12 protein-coding genes are annotated in these 13,269 nt (G+C 44.0%); 8 read left to right on the top strand and 4 right to left on the bottom strand.

Features of this window, described 5'->3' with window-relative positions:
* Positions 1–103 precede the first annotated feature (103 nt).
* Positions 104–826, top strand: coding sequence for a phosphate signaling complex protein PhoU (gene phoU / locus RCH20_RS03675; RefSeq protein WP_209958819.1), 723 nt, complete (start codon positions 104–106; stop codon positions 824–826).
* Between the two features lie 32 nt (positions 827–858).
* Here the strand turns inward: phoU and RCH20_RS03670 are convergent, their stop codons facing one another.
* Entirely contained in the window at positions 859–1,155 is a 297-nt protein-coding gene (locus RCH20_RS03670; RefSeq protein ID WP_327192632.1) for an oxidative damage protection protein, read from the bottom strand.
* A gap of 443 nt (positions 1,156–1,598) precedes the next feature.
* Positions 1,599–2,972, bottom strand: coding sequence for an argininosuccinate lyase (argH, locus tag RCH20_RS03665; protein WP_327192755.1), 1,374 nt, complete (start codon positions 2,970–2,972; stop codon positions 1,599–1,601).
* Positions 2,973–3,103: 131 nt separating this feature from the next.
* Between argH and RCH20_RS03660 the strand changes: the two genes are divergently transcribed.
* The 6 genes from RCH20_RS03660 (at position 3,104) to RCH20_RS03635 (ending at position 9,421) form a co-directional block, all read left to right on the top strand.
* The gene (locus tag RCH20_RS03660) at positions 3,104–4,255 is read left to right on the top strand and encodes a histidine kinase (protein WP_327192631.1); all 1,152 of its coding nucleotides are present in this window, start codon (positions 3,104–3,106) and stop codon (positions 4,253–4,255) included.
* A gap of 148 nt (positions 4,256–4,403) precedes the next feature.
* Positions 4,404–5,141, top strand: coding sequence for a LytR/AlgR family response regulator transcription factor (locus RCH20_RS03655; protein ID WP_209955896.1), 738 nt, complete (start codon positions 4,404–4,406; stop codon positions 5,139–5,141).
* A 252-nt stretch (positions 5,142–5,393) separates the two neighbouring features.
* Positions 5,394–6,422 (top strand): hydroxymethylbilane synthase, encoded by a 1,029-nt coding sequence (gene hemC / locus RCH20_RS03650; RefSeq protein WP_327192629.1) that lies wholly within the window; start codon positions 5,394–5,396, stop codon positions 6,420–6,422.
* Between the two features lie 122 nt (positions 6,423–6,544).
* On the top strand, positions 6,545–7,639 hold the full coding sequence (locus RCH20_RS03645; protein ID WP_327192628.1) for a uroporphyrinogen-III synthase: 1,095 nt from the start codon (positions 6,545–6,547) through the stop codon (positions 7,637–7,639).
* A 156-nt stretch (positions 7,640–7,795) separates the two neighbouring features.
* Positions 7,796–8,836, top strand: a complete 1,041-nt coding sequence (locus RCH20_RS03640; protein WP_327192627.1) for a hypothetical protein — start codon at positions 7,796–7,798, stop codon at positions 8,834–8,836.
* An 84-nt stretch (positions 8,837–8,920) separates the two neighbouring features.
* A complete protein-coding gene (locus tag RCH20_RS03635) occupies positions 8,921–9,421 on the top strand; it encodes an acyl-CoA thioesterase (protein WP_327192626.1) in 501 nt (166 codons plus the stop codon).
* A 233-nt stretch (positions 9,422–9,654) separates the two neighbouring features.
* On the opposite strand, the gene ribBA is transcribed toward RCH20_RS03635, so the two are convergent.
* Together ribBA and RCH20_RS03625 are read right to left on the bottom strand one after the other, a co-directional pair.
* Positions 9,655–10,764, bottom strand: coding sequence for a bifunctional 3,4-dihydroxy-2-butanone-4-phosphate synthase/GTP cyclohydrolase II (ribBA, locus tag RCH20_RS03630; RefSeq protein WP_209955886.1), 1,110 nt, complete (start codon positions 10,762–10,764; stop codon positions 9,655–9,657).
* A 288-nt stretch (positions 10,765–11,052) separates the two neighbouring features.
* Positions 11,053–12,342 carry a replication-associated recombination protein A gene (locus tag RCH20_RS03625; protein ID WP_327192625.1) on the bottom strand — a complete coding sequence of 430 codons (1,290 nt, stop codon included), beginning with the start codon at positions 12,340–12,342 and terminating at the stop codon, positions 11,053–11,055.
* A gap of 236 nt (positions 12,343–12,578) precedes the next feature.
* Here RCH20_RS03625 and RCH20_RS03620 point away from each other — a divergent pair, with 236 nt between their 5' ends.
* The gene (locus RCH20_RS03620) at positions 12,579–13,106 is read left to right on the top strand and encodes a type IV secretion protein Rhs (protein WP_327192624.1); all 528 of its coding nucleotides are present in this window, start codon (positions 12,579–12,581) and stop codon (positions 13,104–13,106) included.
* The last annotated feature ends 163 nt before the right edge of the window (positions 13,107–13,269 follow it).

Here is a 13,269-nt window from a genome sequence, read left to right as displayed (position 1 = left end):
ACGCTTGCGAACAGCACGCAAGAAAAATTTATAGCAGTAGCAGGTTGTCATAAATATACCTTTTTCATTGAGTTTTTATCGTGTTTTTACTGAGACTTTTATTATGTCCAATCAAATGTCACATACCTCCAAAAGCTTTAACCAAGACCTAACGGAAACCACTGACTTATTTTTAGAAATGGGTGAACTTGCGGGCAAGCAGGTGGCGCAGGCGATGCACGCCTTGATAGAAGGCGACGTACATTTAGCGCATCAAGTGGTAGAGCAGGACAGTGCGGTCAATCAGCTTGAAGTGCAGATTGATGAGCATATTTTACTGTTGGTTGCCAAGCGCCAACCGGCTGCCCGTGATTTACGCTATGTGATGGCGGTTAGTAAAGGCGTGGTGGATATCGAGCGTATTGGCGATGAGGCTGCCAAAATTGCCCATATGGCACAGCAAGTGGCGGCTGATAATAGCAGCAATACCTATTGTTATCACGAAGTGCAGCATCTGAGTAATCAGGTACGTATGATGCTACATAATGCGTTAACCGCCTTTGAAAATTTGCAAGCTGAGCGTGCTTTTGAAGTCATGCGCAGTGATGGCAATGTAGATTTTGAATACCAATCTGCTATACGGGCATTGATGACTTATGTCATGGAAGATCCGCGGCAGGTGAGCCAGGTGATTAATATGATGTGGGTACTGCGAGCGCTTGAGCGCATTGGTGATCACGCTCGTAATATTGCTGAGTTAGTGATTTATATCAGTAGCGGTACCGATGTGCGACATAGCGATTTTGAAACTGTACAACAAGCCATTGACGCTACCAAAGTAGGCTAGCGCCCGGTCTATTTTGCTCAATAACCCTTAGTTTAGCTTTTGGTTTCTGGGGTCCAGCCCTGAGCACGTTCGTAGTTTTCATTATCCAAAAATTTATCACGTTGTTCTGTCAAAAACTTCTTGGCTGCAGGATCCATCATGCTCAAATGGTTTTCGTTAATCAGCATGGTTTGATGCTCAAGCCATTCTTTCCATGCTTGGTCTGACACGGTTTCTTGGAGCTCTTGGCCTTTTTTGTTCGGAAAGGGCGGGTGCACCATTTTAGGTAAATCTTGTTGATATTTACGGCAAAATACGGTGTTGGCTTGGGGATTGAAATTCTCGGTCATGAGTTGTTCCTTATTATTGATATTGAATATATTATAGTCAATGAAACGTAATATCGATACATAACATACTGCTGGCATAAGTTTTTCTTGCTTGCTGTGCCTACGCAGACAGAGGCTGCAAAAAGCTTATAGCAGCAGTACCCTAGCGTTTTTAAGGTATTTTAACTATAGCAGTTTGCTATTAACCTAGGATAAAGGTCTTAGTGCACTTAGCAAATACTAATAGGTTTGAGAGTGTTAACCGGTTTAAGGGTATTAGGTTTAAGGGTATCAAATTTAAGGGTATCAAGCTTAAGGGTATCAAGCTTAAGGGTATCAGGTTTATAAAGGGTAACCACAAATCTATCTAAATATGGTAACAAAAACACCCGCAACAATGGCGGGTGTTTTGATATTAATCGCTGTAGCCAGCGAAGGCTATCAAGTTAATAAAAAATACTAGATTAAGCAAACACCTCTAAACGGGTACGTCCACGGCTTACCGCTTGCTTAACTTGATTGGGCGCAGTGCCGCCCAAATGGTCACGCGCTGCCAATGACCCTTCTAATGTTAAGTAGTCAAACACGTCATCACCGATGGCATCGCTAAACTGCTGTAGTTGTGCCAATGATAGATCGCTCAAGTCCACACCTTCTTTAATGCCCAAAGCAACGGCATTACCCACCACTTCATGGGCATCACGGAAAGCCACGCCATTGCGTACCAAGTAATCAGCCAAGTCGGTGGCAGTGGCATAGCCTTTCATAGTGGCGGCGCGCATGTTTTCTTTATTAGGCGTAATATTTGGCAGCATATCAGCAAAGGCTAGTAACGAACCCGTTAAAGTATCGACGCAGTCAAATAGCGGCTCTTTGTCTTCCTGGTTGTCTTTATTGTAGGCTAGCGGCTGACTTTTCATCAAGCTCAATAAGGTCATTAGTTGTCCGAATACCCGTGCTGCTTTACCACGTACCAGTTCAGGCACGTCAGGATTTTTCTTTTGCGGCATGATGGATGAGCCGGTACAAAAGCGATCTGGTATCTGTACGAAGTTAAATTGTGCGGACATCCATAGAATAATCTCTTCACTCATGCGCGACATATGCATCATTAAGATAGAAGCTGCTGCAGTGAACTCAATGGCGAAATCGCGATCGGATACCGCATCAAGCGAGTTTTGGCAAATGCCTTCGAAGCCAAGCAATTCGGCAGTAATTGTACGATCTATCGGAAAGGTGGTGCCCGCAAGAGCGGCGCTACCAAGTGGCATCTGATTAATACGGCGACGTGCGTCGACCAAGCGTTCAGTATCACGGAATAACATCTCAAACCAGGCCATCACGTGATGACCAAAGCTGACTGGCTGGGCAGTTTGCAGATGGGTAAAGCCCGGCATAATGGTATCGGTATGCTGCTCGGCCAAGTCTAATAAGCCGCTCTGCAAACGTACCAACAGTGCGATGATATTATCGGTTTCTTCCCGTAGCCACAGGCGAATATCGGTTGCGACCTGATCGTTACGACTACGTCCGGTATGTAGTTTTTTACCTACTGGGCCTATGATATTAGTCAAGCGCGACTCAACATTCATGTGCACATCTTCTAGTGCAATCGACCATTGGAACTCGCCTGCTTCAATTTCAGCCAGTACTTGCTTTAGACCGTCAATAATAATGGCGACATCATCAGCGCTCAAAATATCGCACTCTCTGAGCATGGTCGCATGAGCGATTGAACCTTCGATATCGTGACGGGCAAAGCGTTGATCAAAACCTACGGAGGCGGTAAAAGCGGCAACAAAGCTATCGGTCGCTTCACTAAAGCGCCCACCCCACATTTGTTGGCCTGGACTACTTGAAGGGCTATTTGATGAAAGGCTATTTTGCACAGTGTTGTTGTCCGTGTTAGAAGCATCTGTGCTAGAATCAGACACACGTGAATTTTTACTTTGCTCGGGATTACTAGGATTTGAAGAGTTGGCGTTCATATCGGTCTAAGGCAAGTCAAGAGAATAAGAACTTAAGTATAGCAAATGATGAGGTTGCCTTACTAGATGAGCGCTTAGAGTTTTTTATACCCAAACTCATGCAGGTCATGAAGCCTTGGCAATGGCTGCTGTATATCTTTTTTTGGTCGCTGTTTGTGACGGTGGTTGACCGCCATAATCTAGCTACCTTGCCAGAATTTTTGATTAAGTTCATGAGTAGGGTCATTCAAAATAGCTTAACCATCATGCCGTCACTATACTTGATTGATTATTTACGTCCTATTTTTAAAAGTACCAGCATACTCAACGTTAGCATGCATGTTTTTTTGCTGCTGACGATTGGCTCTGTGGTAGCCATAACCTTAGTTAAGCTAGTGATGATCAATATAGGCTGGCTTGAATATGACCCTCAAGCGTTTGTCCTAGATATATTATTCAATGCGGTAACTACTGGCAGCTTCACTTTAGTGTTTTTACTATACTTTGTACACCACCATCGTGAGCTTAATGCCCTTAAGCTATCCTTTGAGCATAAGCTAACGGCTCAAAATGACTTAATCAAAGCCCGTATCGCCCCGCATTTTTTCTTCAATACCATCAATACTTTAATTTCTCTCATCGAGTCCAATCCACCGCGTGCCTCTGATCTATTGCAGCATGTTTCAGCGCTATTTCGCGCTAGCTTTAATGGCGCACGTGAGATTAGCTTTGAAGAAGAAGTCGCGCTCTGCGAGCATTATCTAGTGATTGAGTCGAGCCGTTTGGGCGATAAACTCGCTGTAAATTGGCAGCTGCCTGATGAAGATGTCATGTATGACATGGTTATTACTGCTTTGACATTACAAAGCGTGCTTGAAAAAATACTGCTCAGTGTTGTCGAAATGACTATTGAAACTATATATATTGATATTATAGTGACTTGGCAACACCACCACGTTGCTATTGTTGTCACGGCTCAACTCCCCAAAAAAACCCTAATGATCAGCCATGATTTACGCCGTCATATGGACTTTCATATCCAAACTGAACGCTTAAGAACCTACTTTGGTCAAAGCGCAGATATCCAAAGTACCGTCACTAGCAAGCAAATAGTAACCACCATTGATTATCCTCTACAGGATGTAGGCTTGTAATCGTCTATTTGTGTTTAAGTGCTGGTAGAACATTAATCGTGGCATATTTATTGCAGTATTCATTGTATCAGTACAGTCATCAGGTTATATGATTAGATATTAATACTGTTCAACAACTTGTTGAATACGCTATGACAAAGGAATTTACATGCGCATTATAGTTTGTGACGATGAGCCATTAGCACGCGAGCGCTTGGTTAGAATTGTGCAGGAGTCGGGCCATCAGGTGGTCGCACAAGCAACGACTGGCTTAGAAGCCATTATCGCAGTAAAAACTCATCAGCCAGATATTATCTTATTAGATATCCGCATGCCCGAGATAGATGGTGTGCGCTGCGCGCAAGAGCTTAATAAACTTAAGCATCCGCCGGCCATTATCTTCGTTACCGCCTATGATCATTATGCGATTGCTGCGCTTAAAGCCAATGCTATTGGCTACTTATTAAAACCAGCAAATAAAGACGAATTGTTAGAGGCTTTGGGCAAAGCCAAAAATTTAAACGCGGCGCAATTAAATGAACTCCGTAAGCTCGAAGATCCAACTGCCCGGCCGTTACGGGAGCATATCGCTGCTCGTACTCATCGCGGGGTTGAGCTGATTGAGCTAAAAGATATTTATTATTTCAGTGCTGACCAAAAGTACGTCAAAGTACGCCATAAAGAGGGCATTGTCTTAATTGACGAAACCTTAAAAGAGCTGGAGCAAGAGTTTGGCGATCGACTGTTTCGTGTGCACCGCAATGCTATTATTAATCTGAGTTTTTTAGATTTTTTAGAGACCATAGACGCCGGGCAGTATCAAGTACGCTTTAAAGGCATCAATGAGACCTTAGCGGTTAGCCGCCGTCACTTACCCGCGTTACGTGATAAAATTCAAAGTATGTAGCCTAATTAATGCCTGTAGGGGAGTGGCGCTTGTACTTCTTCAATAATCATTCCATATCATCAAACCCTTATTTATGCTTAAATAGGGGTATTTTTTGCGCCATTATATGTAGTGAATCAAATATACCACTGGGACAAAAAAGACGAGTGACAAAGGTAGCTGGCTTATTAAAGCAGATACTTAAACTGAGTCTGACGCCGTAACAGGTTGGTAGTTGGTTTTACTATAGTACTAATCCTATTGAGGCCTCTTATGAGCAACTTGCAACAACCTGCTTTGACTACCTTAAACATCGCTACCCGTCAGAGTCCATTAGCATTATGGCAAGCCGAGCATATTCGTGATCGCTTGCTAGCGCTGTATCCCAATTTAACCATCAATTTACTAAAAATTGTCACTAAAGGTGACAAAATTTTGGACACACCGTTGGCCAAAATTGGCGGCAAGGGACTGTTTGTCAAAGAGCTCGAGCAGGCAATATATGATAAACAGGCTGATATTGCAGTGCATTCGTTAAAAGACGTGCCGATGCAGTTGCCTGAGGGATTGATGCTGGGAGTGTATTGCAAGCGCGCTTCCCCAACCGATGCCTTCGTGTCTAACACTTATAATAATCTTGATGAGTTGCCAGAAGGTGCGGTAGTAGGCACCTCAAGTTTGCGCCGTCAATGTCAACTCAAAGCCTATCGTCCAGATCTGCAAATCAAAACCCTTCGCGGTAATGTTGGAACCCGCCTAGGCAAGCTAGATGCTGGCGAGTACGATGCGATTATTCTAGCTACCAGCGGGCTACAGCGTATTGAGCTTGACGCGCGCATTCGCAGTGAATTGGATATTGATGTTTGCTTGCCTGCTGTCGGACAAGGGGCATTGGCTATTGAATGTCGTAAAGGCGATGCTGAGATTCTTGCTCTATTAGCCCCGCTTAATGATGACCAAGCTCGCATTCGTTTAATTGCTGAGCGCGCTCTAAACCGTCATCTAGAGGGTGGTTGCCAAGTTCCGATTGCTGCTTATGCGGTGCTACATGCGGCTGATGACAGCATCGATATTGCAAACAAATATATCGAAAACGACGATGCTGGCAATATGTTGTGGTTACGCGGTCGGGTTGGACAAGAAGACGGCAGTGAACTGCTAAAATCTGAAAAACGTATTATCTTAAGTGGTAGCCAAGCCGAACGAGAAGGGCAGGCCAGTCAGCTCGGTATTGAAGTGGCTGATATGCTGCTTGCTAATGGCGCTGGTGCTATTTTGTCGGCGATTTACCATCCTGAATAGTTCGCAAGTGTTTAATAGGTTTCATTGGACCCTAACCATAGAAATCAGTAGTAGAGACCAATAATTGATTAGAATACTTTGTGGTTGATCTAATCTTATAAGCCTTATGTCGGGGTATTTTTATGTCATTGCTCCAGTCCACTCAGTCAAATCAGCCATTAAATACCTCGTCTCCGCCGCAACAAGTGGTGATTAACACTCGCCCAATAGAGCGCGCAGCACCACTTACGCGTCATCTTCAAGCAGCGGGTCTGACGGTGATTGATATGCCAATGTTGGCCCTACAAGCGCTCGCGATGACAGAGGCAGATATGCAGCTGATGCGCCAGTGGTTTGCAGGTCATTATCAAGCACTGGTCATAGTAAGCCCAACCGCCGCCGCCGCTGGCTTAGCGGTTTGGCAAGCGCTTGAACATGAAGCCAATGCTCAAGACAGTAATGCTCAAGACAGTAATTTTCAAGACAGTAATTCTCAAGATAGCAATTCTCAAGATAGCAATGCTCAAAACAGTAGTGCCCAAGATAATAAAAATCAGAATAAAGCCGCTATACAGCAAAATTCAAGTGTCGAGATATCAAGTGCTCCCAGTCATTTAATTGCTGTTGGTGAAGCGACCGCTGCCGTATTGCATAAAGCTAGGCTGCAAGCCGCAAATTATCAAGTACTACAGCCTACCATTGCCAACAATGAAGGTATGCTGGTCATGCCTGAGATTGAGAGTCTGCAAACAGGTGACAAGCTGTTAGTCTGGCGTGGACTCGGTGGACGGCGCTTATTAGCCGATACTTTACAAGCGCGCGGTGTGCATATTGATAGTATTGCATGGTATGAGCGGGTTATGCCAGCCGATGCAAAAGCTCACTATGAGTACTGGCTACAATCGTTCAGTAGGCAACAGGCAGCACAAGGCATAGTGCTATCACCGCAGACAAAACCTATTGTTATTATCAGTAGTGGCACGGCTTTTGAGTACTGGGTAACTATAGTCGGTCAAGTACCAGCAGTTGCTGCAGAATCAAAGTCAGATACCAATTTAAATGAGCGCCTGGCTGTAAGCTTGAATAATACCGTGCCACTCAAACTAGCAGACTTTGCTTATTTGGTACTAGGCACACGCTTAGCTCATATGGTTGCTGAACAGCAGCTGAACTATTACCGAGTAGAAGACTTGGCGCCTGAGACTATTCTTGCGGCTATTGAACACATGACTAGATAGTCGTTTAACTCTAAAACAGTTGCACGGGTCTATCAGTGCGTTTATTTGCTGTTAATTATAGCTATTAGCGGTAACTTTCACTCAAGGCACAGCGATCAATTGGTCTTATCCGCTTATGTTAAGTCCGTTTAAACCTAACAACAATGGTGCTGCTTTATGTCAACTAAGTCTGAGTCGTCAGCTAACGATCCCTCTGCCGGCCAGCAGCGCCGACAAGCAAATATCTTGTTATTGCGTTTGCAATGGCTACTTATTTTACTGCTTATCGCAGCGCTATTATGGTTATATATTAGCCAACAGCGTTTTCAGATTTATGTTAATGAGCGTTTGCAAACTAATGAGCAAGTGGTCAGCCGACTAAACGAAATGGACGATCGCTTATTTGCTATCAGTCAACAAAGCCTGCCACCGCCAAGTGCTACTGTCGGTAGCCAGGCACAAAATCAGTTGGAATTATTGCGTATTCAGATACATGCAGCGGATAGGTTGCTGGCAGATAATAACGATACAGCAGCGGTCGACTTACTGCGCAGCCTACAATGGCAGCTATCACAAAATAACAATGAAATTGCGCCAGCCCTGACGATTGTCATTAAAAAAAGTTTAACCAAGGATATCGAACGCTTGCAAGCGCAAAGCTCTCAGCCTAGCCCGTGGCAATTACAAAATTTAGCGATTCAAAATATCCAAGAATTTTTGTACAGTTATGAGCGCGTAAACCGTTTTGAGCCTATAAACAACCGCAAAAATCAAACCCCCATTAACAGTAGTGCTGCACAGAAAAGCCCTAAACAATTAAGTGTATTCGTCAACCCAGCTGCCAGCGCTAATGTCGCCTTGATCCGCAAGCAACTAACGATTCACGAAGTTATCATGACCCTGAATTTAGCCAGTCAAGCCAGTAATATGCGTGAGAAAGATCAGCTGGTTGCCTATTTAAGTCAGGCTCGAAACCAATTGCAAACGTTAGTTGCCGAAGTATCTAGTACGTCAAAGAACAAAATAACCGACCACGCGACATCGCAGTCAGCTACCAAAAATAATACAAAAAATTATGAAAAACCAAGCAATCTAGAGACCACTACTGCGCCAAAAGATATCTCAGAAGTGATTTTATGGTTGGATAAGCTGATTGCTAATTCTCCGACTCCAACGACCTTATTGACTAATCAGATTTTGGATAGACCCAAGCGTTGATTGGGAGTCACCTATTTTAAGTGCTATGGTCGAATGTTCAACACGCCCTAATACATTTTAAAAATAAAAAAGCGACAGTAAGTTATGAATAACGCCAATCAACCCTCACATTTAAAAGCTGATCCTCAAACTAAAAGCGGCGCTGATGCCCCTATCGAATTGATACACTATCCCATTATTCACCATCAGCCAATCCACTGGGGTGAAATGGATGCTTTTAATCACTTAAATAATGTGGTGTATTACCGTTATGCTGAGACCGCGCGTATTGTCTATTTGCAGGCGCTAGGAATGTTCGATGGCAGTATGGTGACCATGCTAGCGCAGTCGAGCTGTCAGTATCTACGTCCGGTAACTTTTCCCGATACGTTATTGTTAGGCGTGCGTTGCCGGCGCCTTGGTAACACCAGTATCGTCATAGAGTACAGTTATTATAGCTGCACGCAGCAAGCAATCGTTGCTACTTCTGAATCAGTAATAGTACGTCTGGACAGCCTTGGCGAACAAAAGCTACCGTGGACAGCAGAGGAGCGCACGCGTCTATTGGCGTTAGAAACAAAGGTAGGTCATACGCCTGAGCTATAGTAGATTCAAGGTCAAAGGAATACTCTAACTGCACTTTTTATGTCCTATTACTCACTCTCGAAAGTTCCTTAAAGTGATTTTAATTTTTGAGTTAGCAATAAAAAGCAAAAAAGGCACGCTAACCAATGCTAGCGTGCCCTTTTTTATTATTCACTTTAAGTACTTCTCAAAATAGCTCGTTCAGCGTCACAGTCAATATTAATAATTTATAGTTAATCCTAACAGCTCTAGTCTTATTTAGTAGGAGCATGTACAAAGTCTACTACATTCAGATCAAAACCTGACAGTGCATAAAACTTCATTGGTGATGATAATAAACGCATGTCGCGCACCCCTAAATGCCGTAAGATTTGGGCACCAACCCCAATACTGCGATATGGTTGTTGAGTAATGGTAGATATTGACTGATTGTCTGACGCTTTATCTAAAGCCTCTCCCAAGTCAATCGGTTGGTGGTTACCAACCCACACTAGTACGCCGCGCTCTGAGGCATTAATTTCTTTTAGAGCGGATTGCACACTCCAGCCACCGCGTCCTGTTGCATCATTTTTGGCTGCGAAGAGGTCACGCAAGGGGTGAAAACCATGGACACGCACGGTGCTGACACCTTCGCTAACATCGCCTTTCACTAACGCTAAATGGGTCTCGTCGGCACCAAACTCGCGGAAACGGTGCAAGGTAAACGTACCATATTCGGTCTCAAAAGGATGCGACTCGATCTCTTCTACTGTTTGCTCGTTAGCAATACGATAGTTAATGAGATCAGCGATAGTTCCGATTTTGAGATCATGCTCTTGTGCGAATATCTCAAGGTCATCACGACGTGCCATCGTACCATCGTCATTGATAATCTCTACGATGACAGCTGCTGGCTCAAGTCCTGCCAGCCGTGCTAGGTCACAGCCCGCTTCAGTATGGCCAGCGCGGTGTAGTACGCCACCATTTTGGGCCATTATCGGGAAGATGTGCCCAGGTTGAACGATATCCTCAGGCTTAGCGGCTGACGCAACGGCTGCTTGTACCGTACGCGCACGGTCTGCAGCAGAAATACCAGTAGTGACGCCTTCAGAAGCTTCGATAGATACCGTAAAGTTAGTGCTAAACTTGGCTTCATTACGATCAGACATCAACGGTAGTGCCAGCTGCTGACAACGTGTTTGTGATAGCGTCAAGCACACCAAACCGCGGGCATGGGTAATCATAAAGTTAATATCTTCAGGGCGCACATGGGTTGCCGCCATGATGAGATCGCCTTCATTTTCGCGATCCTCATCATCCATTAGGATGACCATTTTACCTGCGCGAATATCTTCGATAATCTCAGGAATCGTATTTAAACTCATAGTAAGTCTCAATGTATTATTATTGGTGAGTATGTCAGTGGCTAAGTATAAAAATTTATTTGGCTATTGTAACAGCAGATGAGAGCAAGCGCTGTAGCTGTTAGGAAAAGCAGGTAGTAACTGAGTATATGGGGTTATTAACTCATCGTTTGTACCAGAAAATTATAACCATCTTATCATTTTAACGGTTTTTACCATCACATGCTGCTTCATTGCTAGACAATAGCGTCTAGTATCCCAAAAAATAGTTATGAGTATTATAAATAGTAAGCTTAAATAATACGCAAATTACTCATTGCTGGCCGCTTGGGTTTTTAGCCATTCTATAAATTGCTTGCTGTGCTGCTCACGCTGATTGTCTGCATATTCATAAAAGTGTGTGCCTACTAAGTTATCTGGTAAATAGGGCTGCGCATAATAATGATTGGGATAATTGTGTGGATAAGCGTAACCGACCCCATAACCTTCATGACGCATCAATTTGGTCACGCCGTTACGCAGATGTAGTGGCACTGGTGAGGCGTCTTTTTCTGCTAAAGTCATAGCAGCGTTAATGGCTTTATAAGTACTATTACTTTTGGCACTGGTGGCCAAATAAACCACCACTTGCCCTAAAATAATACGCGCCTCGGGCATACCGATAGAGTGCACACTACGTAAGGCAGCATCAGCAAGTAGTAGCGCATTGGGATTGGCATTACCAATATCTTCACTCGCCAAAATTACCAATCGCCGTGCGATAAAATCTGCCGACTCACCGCCAACCAGCATCCGCGCCATCCAGTATAGAGCTGCATCAGGGTCTGAGCCACGTACTGACTTTATCATCGCTGAGACAATATCGTAATGCCGCTCACCATCTTTGTCATAGCGCACTAGCGCAGTCTGTGCCACCCGGGCTATTAACTCATCATCGATTACTATAGGCGACTGTTTCGGATCTGCGCTCTGAACGGCAAGCTCCAGTAAGTTAAGCGCCTTACGGGCATCGCCATGTGCTAATTGATTAATAGCATTCTGCGCTTGCAAGTCGATGGTGAGCTTGTTTAGAACGCTGTCGTCTAAGAGTGCGCACTGCAATACCGCCGTAATTTGTTCGCTACTGAGTGGCTCTAAGCGATATACCTGGCAGCGTGATAACAGCGCATTATTGACACTGAAAGACGGATTTTCGGTGGTCGCGCCAATCAACGTAATATCACCTGATTCTACCGCTCCTAATAAGGCATCTTGTTGCGCCTTATTAAAACGGTGAATCTCATCAATAAAAACCACCGGCGATTCAAAGCTTAACGAGTCTTTATTGTCTAACACCTCGCGCAACTGCTTGACCCCAGTATTTATTGCTGACAGCGCATGAAAAGGTCGCCCAACGGCATCCGCTAATAACATCGCAATAGTGGTTTTGCCAATACCCGCCTCACCATGTAAGATAATTGAGGGAAGATGACCTTGCTCGACCACACGTCGTAGCGGTGCGTCTTCTGCCAGTAAGTGTTGCTGACCAATAATGGCATCAAGAGTAGCAGGGCGCATACGCTGAGCAAGTGGGGTGTCGGCGTGAAAGGCAGGGGGCATAAGAACAAAACTCTCTGTTTTAAAAAATAAACTAAAGTTGGAAAATTTACTGATATTTCAATAAACATTGTATAAGATAGGCTAACGCAGTTGTACGTCAAGAAAAGTCCTGTAAGTGTACAGCTTATGTCTTATACACTTTGCTTTTAATGTATTTGACTCTATTAACAGCTTAATATTAGTGCAACACGCTCTAGCCGTTCAATAAAAAATATCATGCTCAAGGTAAAATAGTGATGACACACCACCGAAATCTTCAGCAGCTCTTCAAGAAAAACTTGCGTCTACACTGTGCAAATAGAAAGTCACGACCCTTAAGTGCTGGCGAGATTGTGCTGGCACGGTCAGTTTTTGGTGACAGTATCAAACTTGAAGAAGTGACTGTTAAGACCGCGTGGTGGGTACTCAAAAATTATGCCGTCAGTCCTAATGGACATATATATTTTCATCCAGCTGATTGGATAGCGGACTTTAGCGATACTTCAATTAGCAAACAAAGCTGGTTGATCCATGAGCTTACTCACGTTTGGCAATTACAGCAGGGGCTAAAAGTTGTACGTGGTGCCCTTATTAATCGGCGCTATGACTATGTCTTAGAGGCCGGCAAGTCATTCTTTAATTACGGTATCGAGCAACAAGCTCGCATGGTACAAGACTACTTTATACGACGGGCATGCAGACAGGACTGTCAAGCGTTAGAGGCCTGCATTCCCTTTCTAGGCAATCACTCTACTCAGCACCATGACCGCTCGTTTACGGTTTAGCTATCAATGCTCACTCAATAACGCTAATGGCAAAACAGGCTATACTTAACAATGATTGTTCTATGGTTAATAGTTTTATAGGTAACATAGACTATCTGAATCGCCATCAAAAGCAGGTGGGTTTATTCTAAATTTAAAACGCTTCCATTTTCACTTTTAGTTT

The sequence above is a fragment of the Psychrobacter sp. PL15 genome, assembly GCF_035984995.1.
In the GTDB taxonomy this organism is placed as follows: domain Bacteria; phylum Pseudomonadota; class Gammaproteobacteria; order Pseudomonadales; family Moraxellaceae; genus Psychrobacter.
Note: the sequence above shows the minus strand (reverse complement) of the source record. Positions and strands in the feature narration are given on the sequence as shown.

Excerpts from the sequence above, each read along its gene's own strand:
- ribBA (WP_209955886.1), bottom strand. The coding sequence starts at position 10,764 with ATGAGTTTAAATACGATTCCTGAGATTATCGAAGATATTCGCGCAGGT.
- RCH20_RS03635 (WP_327192626.1), top strand. The coding sequence starts at position 8,921 with ATGAATAACGCCAATCAACCCTCACATTTAAAAGCTGATCCTCAAACT.
- RCH20_RS03645 (WP_327192628.1), top strand. The coding sequence starts at position 6,545 with ATGTCATTGCTCCAGTCCACTCAGTCAAATCAGCCATTAAATACCTCG.
- RCH20_RS03620 (WP_327192624.1), top strand. The coding sequence starts at position 12,579 with ATGACACACCACCGAAATCTTCAGCAGCTCTTCAAGAAAAACTTGCGT.
- RCH20_RS03670 (WP_327192632.1), bottom strand. The coding sequence starts at position 1,155 with ATGACCGAGAATTTCAATCCCCAAGCCAACACCGTATTTTGCCGTAAA.
- phoU (WP_209958819.1), top strand. The coding sequence starts at position 104 with ATGTCCAATCAAATGTCACATACCTCCAAAAGCTTTAACCAAGACCTA.
- argH (WP_327192755.1), bottom strand. The coding sequence starts at position 2,972 with ATGTGGGGTGGGCGCTTTAGTGAAGCGACCGATAGCTTTGTTGCCGCT.
- RCH20_RS03640 (WP_327192627.1), top strand. The coding sequence starts at position 7,796 with ATGTCAACTAAGTCTGAGTCGTCAGCTAACGATCCCTCTGCCGGCCAG.
- hemC (WP_327192629.1), top strand. The coding sequence starts at position 5,394 with ATGAGCAACTTGCAACAACCTGCTTTGACTACCTTAAACATCGCTACC.
- RCH20_RS03625 (WP_327192625.1), bottom strand. The coding sequence starts at position 12,342 with ATGCCCCCTGCCTTTCACGCCGACACCCCACTTGCTCAGCGTATGCGC.
- RCH20_RS03655 (WP_209955896.1), top strand. The coding sequence starts at position 4,404 with ATGCGCATTATAGTTTGTGACGATGAGCCATTAGCACGCGAGCGCTTG.